We start from the raw sequence: 16,753 nt of genomic DNA, 5'->3' as shown, positions 1-16,753 counted from the left end.
TGCTTCAGGCCGCTTTGCCGTCGCCGAATTTTTCGATCGACCGCGCCAGCTCCGGATGGCTCAAGGCGAAATCCGCCAGCGGAATGCCGTCGACCGCCGCCTGCCAGGCTTGCTGCACGGCACGCACCCCGGCGCCCGGTCCATCCGGATGGCTGACGATGCCGCCGCCGCACAGATAGAGCAGATCGACCGTCCGGCCGGTCCGTTCATAGGTCTCGGGTGCTTGCCCGCCCCATTGGCCGGAGCCCGCCACAGGCAAGGCGCAATCCTCAGGCGCAAAAATCGGCGTCGTCACCGCCTTGAAGGACTCGACGAAAGACGCGTCCGGCTCCCAGTATTTCGATTGGATGCCGTTGATCTGGAACTGGTCGACGCCGAGCAGCCGCCAGAACTGTTGCCAGACCTTGAAGTTCATACCGAGGCCGGGATGGCGGGTGAGGATGTCCCAGCCGTTGCGATGAGCGTGAAGCACCAGGCTGGAGCGTTTTCTCAAGAAGGCCAGGCCACCGAAACCGACGGAGTTGATGTTGACCACCGCGCAATTGCCGCCGGCCTTGGCCACCAGATCGTGTTTGCGCATCATCTCGTCCGGGTCGGCATGCGAGATGCCGAAGGCATACATCACCTTCTTGCCGGTCCTCTGCTCGTGGTCGAGGATCAGCGGCATGATTGCCTTTACCCGCTCCGCCAGCGGCGAATAGGCTGGGCTCATCAGCTTCTCATCGTCCTTGATGAAATCGACACCGGCGGCGATCAGCTCGCCCACCATCGCGGCGGTCTCGGGGGGCCGCAGCCCCAGCGCCGGCTTGACGATGGTGCCGATGATCGGCCGATCCGTGACACCTGTCAGCCTGCGGCTGCCGGCGACGCCGAATTGCGGACCTGGATGCGCGCCGCGGAATTGCTCCGGCAGCTTCATGTCGACAACGCGAATGCCGGACAGGCCCTTGATCGAATAGGCGCCGCCGATGGCAATGGTCATCAGAGCCGACAGGTCGTGGCCGATGGCATCGAATGGAAAGGCGATGTCGACATCCGCGCGCTTGAACGGCCCGTTACCGGCCTCGGGAATGGAGGGGCGAAGTGCGTCCGGCAGGTGCCGAATGGCCAGGACACGCGCGGCCACCCGGGCTTTCAGTTCCTCGGTCTCGCCGGGCAGCGCGACGAAGGTTCCAGTCGACTGGTCGCTGGCGATCTTGGCTGCCAGCCTCTCGATGCTGCCTGATGTCTCGATGCGGTAGGTGAACGTGATCATGGTTCGTTGTCTGAGGCCGCAGGGGGTTCGAAAAGAGTTCCTTGATCGTCGAAACCTGGTATAATGAGTACATAAGCTTTGCAAGTGATATCCTGTCTGGCGGGGTACGGTCGAGCGGTCAGACAGGCGTTCCGAAAATCGCGGTGGCAGTGCTAGATAGACACAGGTCAAGGGAGTGATTCGCGACGATGAACCGTTCGGAGCCGATCGTCCGGCGCAAACTTTCCGACGAAGTGTTTTTGCGGCTGAAGCGCCTGATCACCAGCGGAGAATTGACGCCGGGCGACGACATGCCGTCGGAGCGCGAGTTGATGGAGCGCTTCGAGGTCGGCCGTCCAGCGATCCGCGAGGCGATGCAGGCGCTGAGCAATATGGGCCTCGTCGCGATCTCGCATGGGGAACGCGCCAAGGTGCTGCAGCTGACCGCCAAGTCGATCATCAAGCAGGTCGATGGCGCAGCCAAGATCATCCTGTCGTCGTCGAAGGACACGTTGGAACACCTGAAAACGGCGCGCATCTTCTTCGAGCGCGGTATGGTCAGGGAAGCCGCCGAAAACGCCACTGCCGAGGACGTTGAGCAGCTGCGGGCCACAATTGCCGAACAGCGTGGCTTTCGCGGCGATTCCGAGGCTTTCATTTCAGCCGACATGAAGTTTCACACCCAGATCGCGGCCATTTCAGGCAACCCGATCTATATCGCCGTCAGCGAGGCGATGCTCGGTTGGCTGAAGGAATATCACACCGAAATGCTGATCTGGACCGGCAAGGAACAGTTCACGCTGACCGAGCATGAAGAGATCATCGGCCGCATCGAGAAGAAGGATGCCGACGGCGCCGAGAAGGCGATGATCAAGCACCTCGAGCGCTCGCGCGCGCTTTATGTGATGAACTCCGGCAACTGATTTCAGCTGATCCGCGTGATCGCGTAAGGGGTCATCACCAGTTGGCCTCGGCCAAGCGCTGAGATGTCGACCGTCACGTCGTCCGCCGTCAGGTTCGCCAGCCACGCCACGGTCTTGCCCGAAGCGGAGCGGCCGGCCAGCGCCAGCACCTTGGTCTCGTCGCTCGTTTTCGTCGCCACATACGTAAGGCCGGCCAGTTCGCAAAGCCCCTTGATGGCATCGAAGATCGGCCGAGGCGATCCTTCCGCGACGGGTTCGCCGGATGCTGCGAGCACGCCGAAGGGCCCGGCGAAGCCGGACAGCGTGAGCAGTTCCAGCCCGGCCGGCGCGACACGCGCGGCATAGCCGATCGTCCATGCGGCAGCGAACAGGCCGGCATGACGAGGGTCGCGATCGGCCATGGCGATGCGCTGTCCCCCGGGATTGCCCTTGGTCGCGCCGCCATAGGGGTTCTGGCGCATGGCGAGCGTCGACGGACCGATGCGGTAGGGCTTTGCCCCGAAGATCGCCCGCGTCGACGCGGTGATGAAGGGCAGCGCCTCCAGCGACTGCATGACGCTGAGATCGTCGGCAGCGTGCACGATCGGGCACGTGCAGTGGGTGACGAAATCGAGCAGGCCCCCCGGCACGCGCTTGCGGTTGAGCTCGGTGAAATAGCTGAACATGCCGCCACCAAGCCGGATATCGGGAAAGGCGCGCCGCGCCGCGTCATAGACGTCTTCGAGCGGCGGACAGTCCGGCCACGCACTGCCCGGCGGTGTCGACTGCCGGTCAACCGAAGGCGAGACGGCAATGGCCGAAAGCTTCAACCCGGCTTGACGCACCATGTCGGCAACGCCTGACAGCTCGGCATCGAGGTCGCCCGCGCAGGCAACGACGCATTCCAGCGTCGTCTGCACCGGATAGGCGGCGGTGAGCCTTGCATAAGACTGCAATGCTTCGAGACCGTGGCCGCGCGTCGGATCGTAGTGGAAGACAAGTTGCTGCGGGCCGAGCTCGGTCAATGTCGAAAGATTTGCGAGCGCTGCTTCGACCTCATCCGGGTAGATGATCACGCCGAGATCCGGCAGCCTCTGCCCGGTCTCGCCGAGTTCGACGCTGACCGGTTCGGCGGCAGATGCTGCGGCCGGCATTCCCCCCTCGCCGGTGATGCGAAGCCTGACCGTCTGGCTTACAGTTTGGCCGGCCGGCAGCACATAGGGCCAAGGCAGCGCCAGTGGCCGCACATAGGTCTTGTAGGACGCGTCCGACCAGTTACGCTGGTCCTCCATCTCGAAAGTGTCGCCCTCCATCCGGCATTCGGCAGTGATGCCCGGCCGGACCTCATGGGTGATCGCGCTCAAATCCTTGAAAGGCTGCCAGGGATCGATCAACAGCGGCAGTTTCGTCGCCACCACGCTGCCGTCGGTATGCTCGACCGTCACCGCACTGCCGGCGAGGCCGGCGATCGGATGCAGGATGCAGAAACCGCAACGGTTGGTCTCGAAATCGCTTTCAGGGACCGCGCAGACGTCGAACACCAGGTTACCGTTGGCGGAGCCCTTGATCGTAGCGCGAAAGTCTAGCCGGCTTCCGCCCGGCGCTAAGCAAGTTGCGGAGTAGCTGACGGAGAAGCTGTCGGCGTCCTGATCGACGGCAAGGTCCGTCAGCGCCGGTTCATAGGTGCCCCAGTCGCGGTCGCGCACGATGTAGGCGATGGCGCGCAACACTTCGATGCCACCGTAACGGATGGTGCGCAGGTTGCCGTTGACAAAGTCGGCGCTGAGCAGACCGGCATTCAGCCTGACCGGCTCCGCCTCGACGGCATGCGTACCGTAGAGGAGGAAGGCGTCGGCTGTCATGTCAGCAAGCCATCCAGGTGGACAGGTTCGTGGCTCGCGGCGCCCAGATAGGCCGCCTCGACCAGCGCGAATGTCTTGAGGTTGTCGGCGCCCGAGGTCGCCGGCTCGGTTCCCTTTGCCAGGCAGTCGACCCAGTGCTGCTGGATGGCGACGACGCTCTCCTGGATGTTGTGCCATGGGCGCGATGCCCAGGCGAGTACGGGCGGCGAAACGTCGGTGATCTTCGTGCCGCTCCTGCCGGTGACGGTGAGCCGATATCCCTGCGCCAAGCGGATCGTGCCGTCGCTGCCGTCGATCTCGATCAGCGTTTCGGGAAACGGTTCGGTGGCGAGCTTCGTCGCGTAGCTACAGTCGACCACTGACGTCGCCCCGCTCTTGTGGTCCATCAGCATCGTCGCGACATCTTCGCCCGCGATGCCGGGGTTGATGCGCGCGGTTCGCGTCGTGATCGTCGACACGTCGCCCAGTAGAAAACGGGCGATGTCGAGACTGTGGATACCGAGGTCCTCGATGATGAAGCGCTTTCCCTTGGCGAGATAGGGCTGGCCGGAAAACACGTCATAGGCAGAGCGGAAGGAGATGCGCCCGAAGAACGGCGTGCCGATCTCGCCGCTGTCGAGCACGGCACGCACCGCCTGGATCGCCGACTGCCAGCGAAAATTCTCATGCACCATCAGCGGTACGCCGGCTTCCACGCAGGCCCTCACCATCGCCTTGGCGTCGGCAAGCGTCGGCGCGAACGGCTTTTGGCAAATCACCGGCACACGGTGCAGCGCCGCCATCTCGACCAGCGGACGATGGCTGGGAACGGTGGTGGCGATATCGACGAAGTCGAGGCTTTCGCTTGCAAACATCTCTGCCGCGTCGGTGTAGCGCTTCGCAATGCCGAACTGGTCGCCGATGATGCGCAGCCGCTCCGGGTCGCGGTCGCAAATGGCGACCATCGCGGCGCCTTCAATGTCGCGCCAGGCATGCATCTGGTTGATGGCAAAGAAGCCGCAGCCGATGAGCCCTCCCCGCAACTCCGCCATGCTCAGCCTGCCTTTGCCATCTGCATCAGCGTCACCCGGCTCTGCAGCCGGCGCTGCGCTTGGTCGACGACGACGGCGACGATGATGACAAGGCCCTTGATCACCATCTGCCAGAAGGAACTCACGCCCATCATCACCAACCCGTCCGAAAGAATGCCGATGACGAAGGCGCCGACAATGGTGCCGCCGATCGTGCCGCGCCCACCCGACATCGAGGTGCCGCCGAGCACCGCCGCCGCAATGGCGTTGAGCTCGAAACTTTCGCCTGTTGCCGGGTGCGAGGCCATCAGTTCGGACGAGATGATCAGGCCGACGATCGCCGCGCAGAAGCCGGAGAACATGTAGACGAACATTTTCACCATGTTGACACGAACGCCCGAAATTCGCGACGCCCGTTCATTGCCGCCGACGGCGAAGATGTGGCGGCCGAGCGGGGTGTATTTGGCGAGGTAGGCCGCCGCCAGCGCAACGACGATCAGTATCCAGATCGCCACCGGCAGGCCGAGCAGCCGCCCGGCGCCGAGGAAACCAAACCCGGTGGTGCCAAGCTCCGGCTTGCCGACGAGGTTGGGGAAGGTGCGGCCGTCCGACGACAGCAACGCCAGGCCGCGCGCGACATAGAGCACGCCGAGCGTGGCGATGAACGGCGCGACGTTCAGCCTGGTGATCAGCAGTCCGTTGACGGCGCCGATCAATATGCCGACCGCCAGCGTGATCAGCGCGATCTCGACGACGTTGAAATAGACGGTGTAGCCGAATTGCAGGTCGATGCCGTTGAGCACGAGGTAGCCGGCGACCATGCCGCACAGGCCGACGATCGAGCCGACTGAGAGATCGATGCCGCCGGTGATGATGACGAAGGTCATGCCCATGGCGAGGAAGGCGTTCAGCGCCACATGTTTCGACATCAGGATCAGATTGGCTGTCGACAGGAAATTCGGCGCCGCGATCGAGAAGAAGATCAAGACGGCGATCAGCGCGATGAAGGTCCTCGCCTTCATCAGCGTCAGCAGCAGCGAGCCGCTCGAAACGGAGGAGACAGCCGCCTTGGCCGGGATGTCAGTCATGGGTTCTCCGTGTGCGGGGCCGGTCCGTGGCCAAGTGCCGAGGCGGCGACAAGGGCTGCCTCCGTCGCCTCGGCGCGATCGAACATGCCCGTCAGTTTTCCATTGCTCATCACCGCGATGCGATCGGACAGCGCCATCACCTCATCGAGATCCGAGGTGGCGAACAGAATGCCGAGCCCGTCTCGCGACAGTTTGCGCATGGTGCGGAAGACGTCGGCCTTGGCGCCGACATCGATGCCACGGCTCGGCTCGTCCATCAGCAGCACCTTCGGCCCGGTGAGCAGCGCCTTTCCGATCACCACCTTTTGCTGGTTGCCGCCCGACAGCGATGAGACCTCCTGCGCCGGGTCGGCGACCTTGATCGCCAGTTCCCGCACCATCTGCGTCACCGCCTGCTTCTCGTGGCCGCCGCGAATGTGAAACAGGCGGACAAAACGCGACAGGCTGGCCAGTGTCAGATTGCTCGCGACGGACAGGATCGAGACTAGCCCTTCGCGTTGGCGGTCTTCGGGGATCAGCGCCAGCCCGCGCCGGATACGCCGCGTCGTGTCGCGCTCCTTGACCTTTTTGCCGGCGATGAAGATCGCGCCGGTCGCCTGGCCATGGCGGCCCATGATGCAGTCGAACAGCTCGCTCCGCCCGGCGCCCATCAGGCCGTATATGCCGAGGATCTCGCCGGCGCGCAGCGACAGCGAGACGTGATCGACCGCCAGCCCGCCGGTCGCGCGCGGCAGGCAGATGTCCTCGGCGCGGAATATCTCTTCGCCAGGAACATGGCCGTCGGCCTTGGCGAAATCCTTGGCGTCGGAGCCGATCATCTGCCGCACGATCCACCGGGTGTCGACGTTCTTCATCTCCTCCTGGCCGGTGATGTGCCCATCGCGCAGCACGGTGATGTAGTCGCCGATGCGGATCAGTTCTTCCAGCCGGTGCGAGATGTAGACGATCGCCACGCCGCGCGCCTTGAGGTCGGCGATCACCTTGAACAGGATCTCGACTTCCGCCGCACTGAGCGCCGAGGTCGGCTCGTCCATGATCAGGATGCGCGCATCGAGCGAAACCGCCTTGGCGATCTCGACCAGCTGCTGCTGGCCGATGCGCAGATCCTCGACCAGCATGTCGGGCCTTATCCCGGCCTGCAGGCGTTCGAGAAATTGCGCCGCGCGACGCTCCTGCTCCTTGCGGTCGATCTTGCGGAACCGGTTGGTGATCTCGCGCGTGGCGAAGATGTTCTCGGCGACGGTCATATTGCCAAACAGGTTCAGCTCCTGGAACACCATGCCGATGCCGCGGTTCACCGCGTCGCCCGATGACGAGAAGGAGACCTCCTCCCCTTCCAGGAGGATCCGGCCGAGCGTCGGCTGTTCGACGCCGGCGATGATCTTCATCAGCGTCGATTTGCCGGCGCCGTTTTCGCCGACCAGCACATTGACGGCGCCCTTGCGCACCTCGAAATTCGCGCGCTTGACCGCGACGGTGCCGGAATAGACCTTGCAGACGTCCTCCAGTTTCAGGATGACATCGTGAGCAACCGCAGCGCTCATGGCTTCGGCCCGATTTCTGCCTCCGCCGGCGTCACCAGCGGCAGGTCCTGGCCGTTTTCGAGCGTATAGGCGCCGAGGACCTTGGCGGTCCGGCCCTCCAAGGCGTCACGCGGCAGTTTGGCAAGCACGGCCTTGACGGCATAGGCGTTGAACGCCTTGCCGAACTGGGCGAAGTCGATCTGGTTGGTAAAATCGTTGAACTGGATGAAATCGAGGCTGTCGCGCAGCGCGGTTCCGCGCATCGCCGGTCCGATCTGTACCCGCGCATCGGCCTTGCCGTCGCCGTCGACATCGACATCCATGGTCGCTGCCCGCGACTGCGTGTTGGCGGCGATGATCTTGCCCTCGACGCGAACCGCGAAGGTCCATGGCGAATTCGCCTGCTTCTTCGGATTGCCATATTTGGCGCCGGCGGAAGCAGGATCGGTTTTCGCCAGAGCGTGGACTTCGGCAAACGGCCCGGCTTTCTGCTGGAGGTAAGGCACGACCTTCGCCGCCCATATCTCCTCGACCATCTTGTCCGGATTGAAGGCGGCGGCGCTGCCGCTGTCCCCCGAGGGCGTCGGCAGGATCTTGCAGGCGGTCAGGCTGATGCCGACTGCAACGACAAGGATCGGCCAGTTCGGCTTGTTGTTCAGCATGATGGCCTGTTGAGCATGGTGATTGGCACCCACGGAAAATGGCGGCGAGGGACGACCTTGATCGCCCCTCGCTATTCATGTCACGCCGGCTCAGTTGGTAAGCGCAAACGTTTCCAGCTTGGAAGCATTGTCGCCATTGACCAACACGCAGTCCATCAGCTGCTTTTCCTTCTCGGGCGACTTCTTGTTCTTGATGAAGTCGTTGGCCTGCTCGACCGCCATCTGCGCCTGCGCATAGGCCGGCTGCAGCACGGTTGCCTTGATGCCGCCCGCGGTGATCGAATCGCGCACGTCGTTGGATCCGTCGAAACCGACGACGATGACTTCCTTGCGGTTCGCCGCAACCAGCGCCGCATACGCGCCCATGGCCATCGTGTCGTTGCCGGAGATGACGCCCTTGATATCCGGGTTGGCCTGCAGGATCGATTCCATCTTGGAATAGGCTTCCGTCTGGCTCCAGTTGGCCGATTGCTGGGCGACCATCTTCAGGTCCGGATAATCGTTGATGACGTCATGATAGCCCTTCGAGCGAATGCCGGCATTGGTATCGGATTCCTTGCCGACCAGCTCGACGAAATTGCCCTTCTCGCCCATCAGCTTGACGAACTCCTGCGCGCCGAGCTGGGCGCCCTGGTAGTTGTTGGAGACGATCTGAGCCACGGCGACGCCGGTGGCGTTGATCTCGCGATCGATCAGGAACGACGGCACGCCTGCGTCCTTGGCCTTCTGCACGGCAGCGACAGTGGCGTCGGCGCCGGCATTGTCGAGGATGATCGCCTTGGCGCCGCGACCGATCGCCGTATCGATCAATTCGGATTGCTTGTTGGCGTCGTCATCATGGACGAGCACAAGCGCTTCGTAGCCGAGTTCCTTGGCCTTGGCTTCGGCGCCGACAGCTTCCGCCTTGAAGAACGGATTGTCGTGCGAGGGCGTGATGATGGCAATGAGGTCGGCCGCATAGGCGGGTACCGCCGTGCCAAGCGCCAGCATGCCGGCGAACGCCGCAAGTGTCATTCTGCGTGTGAGTTTCATGATGTCCTCCCGTTTGAAAAATTGCCTTGATAAATCAAGGCCTCTGCATTCGAATTCATCGCGCAACGCGGGCCGCCGATCGGTTCAGGCTGAATGCCGGTGCCGGCTTCCCAAACGATCGCTGCTCCCCCGCCGTCCCTCCACTCGCCCAGGCTTCGTACTTCCCGCGAACCCTTGCCCAAGCCATCAACAGCTAAGCCAACTGGTATGATGAGTCAATCACTAATTGAGGTGACATGTTCCCACTGAGCAAAACATCTGTTCGTCATGGCGGGTGTGTCGAGCCATCGAGGCGCTCCGGCAAGCGCCCGACTCGGCCTGTCTCAGGTAATGCGCCGAATGCTCGCGGCGATCTCTTCGGGCTCGAACACCCGCTTCCAGTCGTCGCGCATCAGCACCGGCTTGCCGAATTCGATCGCCTTGTTGCAGGCATCCGAGAATACGCCCTTGGTCTCGCCGAAAATCACGGCGCCGAGCACGTTCATGTGGCCGAGCAGGAAGTCGAGCGCCGCCTGTTGGTCGACGCCTCGCGCGACGACCTCGTCGACGGCTTCCTTCATGACGACAAGCAGTGACGCGCACACCGTCTCCGATAGACCGGGCTCCAGCAGCGCCATCTGTTCGACGGTGACACGGTGCGAGCGCATGACCGGCGCCCAGATGATTTTTGCGACCGCCTCGCCCTTGGCGTAGTCCGCTTCCGGCCCCTGCATCAGCGCGCTGACCATATGCTGCTTGGCCTTGACGCCGCCAAAATAATCCTTCTTGGCCGCCATGTCGGTCTCGTCGTTGAAGATCGGCGGATGACAGGGATGGGTGACGAAATAGGTCAGGTCCGGCCGGTTGGGCAGATGGCCGGCGAAGGGTGCGGCCGCGTCGAGCACTATCACCATCGTGCCAGGCGCGAGCTTGCTCTCGATATCAGCCGCCACCTTGCCGATATGCGTGTCGGGAACGGCCAGGATGACGATATCCGCCCCGTCGAGCGCCGCATCGGCACTGACCGCGTCAAAGCCCAGTCCGGTCTTCAGCCGCTCGCGGCCGGCCTCGCTGACCTCGACATGGCGTACCGTGTAGGGCGATCCGCGAAAATTGGTCGACAGGCGGTAACCCATTTTGCCGCCGGCACCGAACAGCGCAATCGTCGTCATCTATCCCTACTCCCGCATTAAACGACGGCCGCGCCGATCGTCATGTTATTAACTGGTATAATCACCTTACCACGAATTGAGGAGTTGAACAGGGCTTTGATGAGCGGCTATACGGGCGCCCGTTTGGATTCCGTCCGCACGATTTCCGCGGTGGCGGCCGAGAATTCAACCAAGCCAGAGCGCCGTTGCCTTTCCAGACGTTCGATGCCAGCGTTAGAAGCTCCAGGTCCATTTTCGCGGGGGCTCGGTCGCGAGGTGACGGTGGGGGGCCACCAGCAAGGCAAAGCGCGTCCGCGCGCGGTCCGGTCGCGTTTTCGGGCCGTGAGTTCTCGCGGCGATTTGGCGAAGGGGCTATAGAGAATTCGCGCTTCGCCGGGGTTCCGGCGAGCCAAATCACTTCTAGTCGATCATGCCGACAACCATTTACCGGTAGCTTCCCGGGTCCTTGGCTTTCTCCGCCCGACAGCTGTCCGTGCGTTGCGCCGCCGTGCGGAAAGCGCCTTCATAAAACCTGATGGCTCTCTTGAATTTGGGGGGATTGGGCATCAGGTGTTTATCTTGCACATCGTACAAGATGTATATCGCCGTTATTTTGGATTTTCCGTCTGGAGTCAGCTGCAGCGCCGGGCATCGCGTCGTAACGGCGATGACGTTAGCTGACCATGTTACGACCAATTTCAACTGGGCGTCGGACAGCCCGGCCAGATAGTTGATGTTTTTTTGATAGGCAGGGTCGATGTGTTGTCGATTATCTTTTGCAGACGCAGCGGAAGACAGGACACCTACCACGCCGAGTATAATCAATATGCATTTCAAAAGCTGCCTCCCCCAATGTTACGGCCATCTCGACCACGGCATTGTCCGTCCCCACAAAGCAGGTTGAAACAAGTCAATTTGAAAAGCAATTGGGGTTCGCGACCTTATACGGATCACCGCACCTTCAGAATCCAGTCACTCGCCGGCGTCCTTCTTCAACCAAGTGAAACCGGTAGCGGTCGCGCACGAACTCGTTGAAAAATTGCCCTTTCGAGAAGGCGGCCCGGAACGCCGCATAGGTCTCAGGCTCGACCTCTTCATAGTCGTAGCGGGCTCCGCTTGGAACGAACCAGACCGAGAGGATTTTCGTCGACGGGTCGTAATGGGTGTTGCGGATGGCAGTGGACGGCATGTCGAAAATCCTGCTTCGTCCCAAAATCTTGCTTCGCCCCAAATCCTGCTTCGAACATGCGAAATGCCGCAACGATGCGGAGGTTCCGTCAGGGAGGCGCATCACAACGCCGAAAATCTTGCCCAGGCGGCGAGGCTTCCTATCTCTCCGTCAGATGGCACAGACGAAATCCAGCACAACAGCGTATGCCAGCCAGGGCGATCTCTTCGGCGCGGCCGACACGCTGCCGGAAGGATTTCCTACCGGCCGGGCCTGATCACAACGGATGAAGAGGCGGAACTGGTCCGTCACCTCAATGAACTGTCCTTCAAGCCGTTCGATTTCCATGGCCATATTGCCAACCGGCAGGTCGCCGGCTTCGGCTGGCGCTATGACTACGACCGGCGCCAGGTCGTCGAAGCGCCGCCCATCCCGAAATTCCTGCTGCCGCTTCGCGACAAGGTCGCGGACTTTGCCGGCCGGTCCGCCACAGAGTTCGCGCAGGTGCTGATCAACGAGTATCGGCCGGGCGCGGGCATCGGCTGGCATCGCGACAAGCCGCATTTCGACCTTGTCGCCGGCGTGTCGCTGCTGGCGCCCTGCAGCTTCCGGCTGCGCCGCAAAAACGGCTCGAAATGGGATCGCGAGACGATCGAGGTTCAGCCGGGATCTGTCTATCTCATGGACGGTCCGGCGCGCCACGAATGGGAGCACAGCATTCCGCCGGTCGCCGGGCACCGCTATTCGATCACGCTGCGCACTCTGAAATAGGCGATACTCCAAGCCACGCAGCAGCCGCTCTGGAAGGCAGCACGCAGTTGTGCTTCGATTGCATATGAGCGTTGATCGCAGCAAAATCCTGGCCAGATACATAACGCCCTATGCCCGAGCAACGAGCACGCTGTTGCATGTCCTTGTCTGGGCATGCCTGGCTCAAAGTCTCTACTTCGCTTGCCGAGCCTTGTTTGGCAAACGCTTCGAGCCTGCTCCTCTCTTCCTGCAAATCCTGATCGCCGCCGCACTGACTGTCGTGCCGGCATTCATCGTAAAACACTGTCCGCGGTCTCAGGTATGCAGCAACATCTATGAAGCGCTCACCAATACGATGATGGACGACGGCACCGGCGGATGACGTTGTGTCTCCAGTAACTGACGAGAGATAGAAGTTTGGCGTCGCGCCCGCGCGGTGGCGGTAAAACCTGGAGGAACCATGCGAAAGATCCTGGCATCGATGCTGCTGTTCGCGGCGGCGCTATCTGCAAACCCCGCTCGGGCGCTGGACAGTACCAGCCCGCCGGTTGTCGTCACGCCGCTTGCCGATCGCAGCCAGACGGCGTCCGGCCAGCCGATCGTGCTGCCGCAGAAAAATGTCCAGGTGCTGGTATCAACCTATGACATTGCGGTCGGTGCCACTCTGCCGGTGCACCAGCACCCGTTTGCCCGCTACGCCTATGTCGAGGCCGGGACACTCAAAGTGACGAATGTCGAGACCGGCAACAGCAACACCTACAAGACGGGCGATTTCATCATCGAGATGATCGGCCAATGGCACCAGGCCACCAACATCGGCGACGCCCCGGTCAAGCTGCTGGTCATCGACCAGATCGAACAAGGCGCCAAGAACACGGTGCTGCAGAAACAATAGATCTCTCGCTACGGACTAGGCCGGGTTGCCGGGCTGGCCCAAGCAGCGACTGGCTGTTCCGGCTTCCCCACCAACCGAGCCGATGCTAGGGCTGGCCGTCATGCAATCATGAAGGATCGCCCCTTGGCCGGAAATGCTCGCCCCCTGATCGAAATCTGCGTCGAAGGCATCGATGGACTGCTGGCCGCGCAGGCCGCCGGCGCCGACCGGGTCGAGCTCTGCGCCAGCCTGGTCGAAGGCGGCATCACGCCCAGCCTCGGCACGGTGCGCGCCGCACTCGAGAGCGCGACCATTCCCTTCCATGTCATCGTGCGGCCGCGCGGCGGCGATTTCCTCTACAGCGAGGCCGAATACCGCTCGATGCTCGTCGATGTCGCAGCGCTTCGTGACCTCGGCGTCGCCGGCGTCGTCGTCGGTTGCCTCAATGCCGACGGCACCATCGATGAAACCCGCATGGGCGCGCTGGTCGATGCCGCCGGTCCGCTCGCCGTTACCTGCCACCGCGCCTTCGACATGACGCGCGACCCGGCCGAGGCGCTGGAAGCGCTGATCCGCTGCAAGGTCGGCCGCGTGCTGACCAGCGGCCAGAGGGACACCGCGGTGGAAGGCGCCGGCCTGTTGGCGGATCTCGTCCGCCAGGCCGACGGCCGCATCATCATCCTCGGCTGCGGCGCGCTGGACCCCGAAAACATCGCCGGGGTGCTGGCATCAACCGGGCTGACGGAAATGCATTTCGCCGCGCTCAAGGATGTACCGAGCGCTATGGCCTACCGCAACCCGCAAGTCGGCATGGGCGGCACCGATCTCGACCGCGAGTATCGCACCACAGTCACCGATGGGGCGCTGGTTGCCGCGACGATTGCGGCGGCCAGAGCATGATGAGCGAAGCCGTGACTGGGCCGTCGCCGATCAGCCGTGTCTCGCCTCAGGACGAAGTGGCCATCCTCGCACTCAACAACGAGCACGCCGCCGAACTGTCATGGCTCGAGCCCGAACGGCTGTCCTTCCTGCTTGGCGAAGCGTTTTACGTCAGGCGCATCGGCGCGCTCGAAGCCTTCGTCATGACCTTCGACCAGGATGCGCGCTACGACAGCCCGAATTTCCTCTGGTTCCGCGAGCGCTATCCACGCTTCGTCTATGTCGACCGCGTCGTCGTCGCGGCGCAAGCGCGCGGCCGCGGCCATGCCCGCCGGCTCTACGAGGATCTGTTCGGGGAAGTCGCCCGCGCGGGCCACAGCATCGTCACCTGCGAGGTGAATGCCGAACCTCCCAATCCGGCTTCGGACGCCTTCCATGCCGCGCTTGGCTTTGCGCAAGTCGGCGAAGCGGCGATCCATGGCGGCCAGAAGACCGTGCGCTACTACCTCAGGCAGATTGCGGGCTGACGCATCGCTGGCTGATGATCGGCAAGCAGATCGCCACGGCAGCATAAGATTAGGAGTCCGTAGCCCTCACCAATTCCGGTTCAGCCAGGCCCGCGCGGGCTTCTCGACCAGATAGTAGCTGCATAGTGCACAGGCGAAGACAGCCGCCAGCATCGGGATCGGCGCACTGCCCTGCTCGGCGACGAATTTGTAGAAGGGCTGTTGCCAGAGATAGAGCGAGTACGACCATAGCCCGATCATCACCATCGGCCTGGATGAAAGCAGGCCGGTAAGATGCCAGTTGCTGGTGTCCAGCGTATTGACGGCAAGCGCCAGCAACGGCACCGCCAGTAGGTAATGGATCGGCGTCGGCACCGGATCGAGGAACAGCAATATAGCCGCCGCCGCCGACACGAGGCTGACATAGGGGCTCTTCAGGAATGCCGGCAGCCGGTCATCGTGCTTGAGCAGGCAGATCGATGCCGACAGCAGGATCGAGGCGATATGCACATCGGTGCGCCAATAGCTGTGCTCGTAATCCATGCCGAGTACCCAGTAGGAAATGGCGCCATTGGCCATCGCCAGCAGCGACAGCGTCACCAGCAGCCGAACGACATTGCCCCGCCCGGTCACCACCACGCTGATCAGCGCCAGGATGATGTAGGCATGCTCTTCCACGCATAGCGACCAGATGTGGTCGAGCGCGCCGGCGCGGGTGATGAGAATTCCGGCATAGTTGTAGGTGAATGTCAGCGCCGTCAGCGCCGCCTTCCATTTGAAGGCGATGAAGGTGCCGGAGAGCCCGATCATGGCTGATATCACGAACACCAGCAGCGCGGGATAGATGCGCGAAAAGCGGCGCTTGAAGAATTTTTTCAGCGGAAAGCGTTCGATGAACAGGATCTCGCCCATCAGCCGGCCTGAGAGCACGAAGAAGAACTCGACGCCGAGCACGCCGAGATTGATCCCGGGAACGGGGAAGAAATGGCCGATCAGCACCAGTGCGATCGAAAGCCCGCGCCAGCCATCGAGATAGGCCAGTCTTGCTCTAGCTGCTTTGTCGGCTGTGGCCCGCGGCAGGGCAACAGACGCTGCGGAGATGTCGGCCATGCCCGTCCTTCGCACTCAAGAACCGATGCAGCGCGCATCGCTGCGCCACGGATTCGCCTCGTATTCCCGCCCGGTTTATATTGCAGTGCGGGATAACTTTGTGCAAGTGCGAAGCTTTGAGATTGGCGCGTGTTGGCGCCAACGTTTGTGATCGCAAAAAAGAAAGGGGCCGCAATGGCCCCTTCCCGTCTCGAATTGGCACTGTTCAAGCGTTGGCGGCGTTCACCGCGCGCTTGGCCATCACGGCGATCAAATTGGCGCGGTATTCGGCCGAAGCGTGGAGGTCGGTCATCAAATTCTTAGCCGGCACTTTCACGCCGTCGAGCGCCGATGCGGCAAAATTCTTCGCCAGTGCGGCTTCGATCTCCTTCGAGCGGAACACACCGTCATCGCCGGCACCGGTGACGGCAACGCTGACCCCGTCCTTGCCCTTGGCCACGAACACGCCGACGATCGCATAGCGCGAGGCCGGGTTGCGGAATTTTTCGTAAGCAGCCTTGGCCGGCGCGGTAAAACTCACCGCGGTGATGATCTCGCCTTCTTTCAGCGCCGTTTCGAACAGGCCGGTGAAGAATTTCGCGGCTGAAATCTCGCGCTTGTTGGTGACGATGGTGGCGCCCAGCGCCAAGAGCGCCGCCGGATAATCGGCGGCTGGGTCGTTGTTGGCGACCGAGCCGCCGATCGTGCCCTTGTGGCGCACCGCCGGATCGCCAATCAGCGACGCAAGGTGCGCAAGCGCCGGACAGGCCTTCCGCAGCTTCTCGTCATTGGCGACGTCGTAATGGGTTGTGGCGGCGCCGATGGTGACGGTCTTGCCCGACACCTTGACGCCTTGCAGTTCCTTGATCCGCGACAGGTCGATCAGGTCGGAGGGTGCGGCGAGCCGCGTCTTCATCGCCGGGATCAGCGTCATGCCGCCTGACAAAAGCCTGGCGTCGCCGCTCTTCACCAGCTTGGCGGCGTCGGCGACCGAGGCGGCGCGGTTGTAGTTGACTGCGTACATGGGATCCTCCCCTGAAGTGG

18 protein-coding genes are annotated in these 16,753 nt (G+C 62.6%); 6 read left to right on the top strand and 12 right to left on the bottom strand.

Annotation, left to right across the window (positions count from 1 at the left end):
• Nucleotides 1–4: 4 nt before the first annotated feature.
• Nucleotides 5–1,255, bottom strand: coding sequence for a 3-oxo-isoapionate-4-phosphate decarboxylase OiaX (gene oiaX, locus X771_RS151020; protein ID WP_023688192.1), 1,251 nt, complete (start codon nucleotides 1,253–1,255; stop codon nucleotides 5–7).
• Between the two features lie 188 nt (nucleotides 1,256–1,443).
• Between oiaX and X771_RS151025 the strand changes: the two genes are divergently transcribed.
• The gene (locus tag X771_RS151025; protein ID WP_023672607.1) at nucleotides 1,444–2,157 is read left to right on the top strand and encodes a transcriptional regulator NanR; all 714 of its coding nucleotides are present in this window, start codon (nucleotides 1,444–1,446) and stop codon (nucleotides 2,155–2,157) included.
• A gap of 2 nt (nucleotides 2,158–2,159) precedes the next feature.
• On the opposite strand, the gene X771_RS151030 is transcribed toward X771_RS151025, so the two are convergent.
• The 9 genes from X771_RS151030 to X771_RS151070 form a co-directional block, all read right to left on the bottom strand.
• Nucleotides 2,160–3,998: a hypothetical protein gene (locus tag X771_RS151030; RefSeq protein WP_023688191.1), complete on the bottom strand. Its 1,839-nt coding sequence runs from the start codon at nucleotides 3,996–3,998 to the stop codon at nucleotides 2,160–2,162.
• Nucleotides 3,995–5,029, bottom strand: a complete 1,035-nt coding sequence (locus X771_RS151035) for a Gfo/Idh/MocA family oxidoreductase (protein WP_023681700.1) — start codon at nucleotides 5,027–5,029, stop codon at nucleotides 3,995–3,997. Before X771_RS151035 ends, X771_RS151030 begins: the two co-directional genes overlap by 4 nt.
• 2 nt (nucleotides 5,030–5,031) lie before the next feature.
• Nucleotides 5,032–6,096: an ABC transporter permease gene (locus tag X771_RS151040; RefSeq protein ID WP_023688190.1), complete on the bottom strand. Its 1,065-nt coding sequence runs from the start codon at nucleotides 6,094–6,096 to the stop codon at nucleotides 5,032–5,034.
• Nucleotides 6,093–7,640, bottom strand: a complete 1,548-nt coding sequence (locus X771_RS151045; RefSeq protein ID WP_023688189.1) for a sugar ABC transporter ATP-binding protein — start codon at nucleotides 7,638–7,640, stop codon at nucleotides 6,093–6,095. The genes X771_RS151040 and X771_RS151045 overlap by 4 nt, the downstream gene beginning before the upstream one ends.
• Nucleotides 7,637–8,281: a DUF2291 family protein gene (locus X771_RS151050; protein WP_023688188.1), complete on the bottom strand. Its 645-nt coding sequence runs from the start codon at nucleotides 8,279–8,281 to the stop codon at nucleotides 7,637–7,639. The genes X771_RS151045 and X771_RS151050 overlap by 4 nt, the downstream gene beginning before the upstream one ends.
• Before the next feature lie 90 nt (nucleotides 8,282–8,371).
• Nucleotides 8,372–9,313: a D-ribose ABC transporter substrate-binding protein gene (locus X771_RS151055; protein WP_023688187.1), complete on the bottom strand. Its 942-nt coding sequence runs from the start codon at nucleotides 9,311–9,313 to the stop codon at nucleotides 8,372–8,374.
• A 323-nt stretch (nucleotides 9,314–9,636) separates the two neighbouring features.
• Entirely contained in the window at nucleotides 9,637–10,464 is an 828-nt protein-coding gene (locus tag X771_RS151060) for a phosphogluconate dehydrogenase C-terminal domain-containing protein (RefSeq protein ID WP_023688186.1), read from the bottom strand.
• 423 nt (nucleotides 10,465–10,887) lie between these two features.
• Nucleotides 10,888–11,268 (bottom strand): hypothetical protein, encoded by a 381-nt coding sequence (locus X771_RS151065; RefSeq protein ID WP_023805419.1) that lies wholly within the window; start codon nucleotides 11,266–11,268, stop codon nucleotides 10,888–10,890.
• A gap of 136 nt (nucleotides 11,269–11,404) precedes the next feature.
• Nucleotides 11,405–11,632, bottom strand: coding sequence for a KTSC domain-containing protein (locus X771_RS151070; protein WP_023688184.1), 228 nt, complete (start codon nucleotides 11,630–11,632; stop codon nucleotides 11,405–11,407).
• Nucleotides 11,633–11,695: 63 nt separating this feature from the next.
• Here X771_RS151070 and X771_RS01000000165005 point away from each other — a divergent pair, with 63 nt between their 5' ends.
• The 5 genes from X771_RS01000000165005 to X771_RS151085 all read left to right on the top strand — a co-directional run bounded on the left by X771_RS01000000165005 (nucleotide 11,696) and on the right by X771_RS151085 (nucleotide 14,641).
• Nucleotides 11,696–12,382: an alpha-ketoglutarate-dependent dioxygenase AlkB gene (locus X771_RS01000000165005; RefSeq protein ID WP_156935993.1), complete on the top strand. Its 687-nt coding sequence runs from the start codon at nucleotides 11,696–11,698 to the stop codon at nucleotides 12,380–12,382.
• 64 nt (nucleotides 12,383–12,446) lie between these two features.
• Nucleotides 12,447–12,743 (top strand): hypothetical protein, encoded by a 297-nt coding sequence (locus tag X771_RS0134000; protein WP_245262614.1) that lies wholly within the window; start codon nucleotides 12,447–12,449, stop codon nucleotides 12,741–12,743.
• A gap of 78 nt (nucleotides 12,744–12,821) precedes the next feature.
• A complete protein-coding gene (locus X771_RS151075; protein ID WP_023688182.1) occupies nucleotides 12,822–13,256 on the top strand; it encodes a cupin domain-containing protein in 435 nt (144 codons plus the stop codon).
• Between the two features lie 123 nt (nucleotides 13,257–13,379).
• Nucleotides 13,380–14,135, top strand: a complete 756-nt coding sequence (locus X771_RS151080; protein ID WP_245262611.1) for a copper homeostasis protein CutC — start codon at nucleotides 13,380–13,382, stop codon at nucleotides 14,133–14,135.
• On the top strand, nucleotides 14,135–14,641 hold the full coding sequence (locus tag X771_RS151085; RefSeq protein ID WP_023688180.1) for a GNAT family N-acetyltransferase: 507 nt from the start codon (nucleotides 14,135–14,137) through the stop codon (nucleotides 14,639–14,641). The genes X771_RS151080 and X771_RS151085 overlap by 1 nt, the downstream gene beginning before the upstream one ends.
• Before the next feature lie 66 nt (nucleotides 14,642–14,707).
• On the opposite strand, the gene X771_RS151090 is transcribed toward X771_RS151085, so the two are convergent.
• Complete coding sequence (locus tag X771_RS151090) at nucleotides 14,708–15,730, bottom strand: acyltransferase (RefSeq protein ID WP_023688179.1); 1,023 nt, start codon at nucleotides 15,728–15,730, stop codon at nucleotides 14,708–14,710.
• A gap of 205 nt (nucleotides 15,731–15,935) precedes the next feature.
• A complete protein-coding gene (locus X771_RS151095; protein ID WP_023688178.1) occupies nucleotides 15,936–16,733 on the bottom strand; it encodes a xanthine dehydrogenase family protein subunit M in 798 nt (265 codons plus the stop codon).
• Nucleotides 16,734–16,753: the final 20 nt, after the last annotated feature.

The sequence above is a fragment of the Mesorhizobium sp. LSJC269B00 genome, assembly GCF_000502815.1.
GTDB lineage: Bacteria > Pseudomonadota > Alphaproteobacteria > Rhizobiales > Rhizobiaceae > Mesorhizobium.
This window is presented reverse-complemented; position numbering and strand designations above follow the sequence as displayed.

What these genes read in the sequence shown, in the direction of transcription:
- X771_RS151085 (WP_023688180.1), top strand. Translation starts at nt 14,135, where the DNA reads ATGAGCGAAGCCGTGACTGGGCCGTCGCCGATCAGCCGTGTCTCGCCT.
- X771_RS151090 (WP_023688179.1), bottom strand. Translation starts at nt 15,730, where the DNA reads ATGGCCGACATCTCCGCAGCGTCTGTTGCCCTGCCGCGGGCCACAGCC.
- X771_RS151095 (WP_023688178.1), bottom strand. Translation starts at nt 16,733, where the DNA reads ATGTACGCAGTCAACTACAACCGCGCCGCCTCGGTCGCCGACGCCGCC.
- X771_RS151060 (WP_023688186.1), bottom strand. Translation starts at nt 10,464, where the DNA reads ATGACGACGATTGCGCTGTTCGGTGCCGGCGGCAAAATGGGTTACCGC.
- X771_RS0134000 (WP_245262614.1), top strand. Translation starts at nt 12,447, where the DNA reads ATGAGCGTTGATCGCAGCAAAATCCTGGCCAGATACATAACGCCCTAT.
- X771_RS151050 (WP_023688188.1), bottom strand. Translation starts at nt 8,281, where the DNA reads ATGCTGAACAACAAGCCGAACTGGCCGATCCTTGTCGTTGCAGTCGGC.
- X771_RS151035 (WP_023681700.1), bottom strand. Translation starts at nt 5,029, where the DNA reads ATGGCGGAGTTGCGGGGAGGGCTCATCGGCTGCGGCTTCTTTGCCATC.
- X771_RS151070 (WP_023688184.1), bottom strand. Translation starts at nt 11,632, where the DNA reads ATGCCGTCCACTGCCATCCGCAACACCCATTACGACCCGTCGACGAAA.
- X771_RS151025 (WP_023672607.1), top strand. Translation starts at nt 1,444, where the DNA reads ATGAACCGTTCGGAGCCGATCGTCCGGCGCAAACTTTCCGACGAAGTG.
- X771_RS151045 (WP_023688189.1), bottom strand. Translation starts at nt 7,640, where the DNA reads ATGAGCGCTGCGGTTGCTCACGATGTCATCCTGAAACTGGAGGACGTC.
- X771_RS151030 (WP_023688191.1), bottom strand. Translation starts at nt 3,998, where the DNA reads ATGACAGCCGACGCCTTCCTCCTCTACGGTACGCATGCCGTCGAGGCG.
- oiaX (WP_023688192.1), bottom strand. Translation starts at nt 1,255, where the DNA reads ATGATCACGTTCACCTACCGCATCGAGACATCAGGCAGCATCGAGAGG.
- X771_RS151075 (WP_023688182.1), top strand. Translation starts at nt 12,822, where the DNA reads ATGCGAAAGATCCTGGCATCGATGCTGCTGTTCGCGGCGGCGCTATCT.
- X771_RS01000000165005 (WP_156935993.1), top strand. Translation starts at nt 11,696, where the DNA reads ATGCCGCAACGATGCGGAGGTTCCGTCAGGGAGGCGCATCACAACGCC.
- X771_RS151040 (WP_023688190.1), bottom strand. Translation starts at nt 6,096, where the DNA reads ATGACTGACATCCCGGCCAAGGCGGCTGTCTCCTCCGTTTCGAGCGGC.
- X771_RS151055 (WP_023688187.1), bottom strand. Translation starts at nt 9,313, where the DNA reads ATGAAACTCACACGCAGAATGACACTTGCGGCGTTCGCCGGCATGCTG.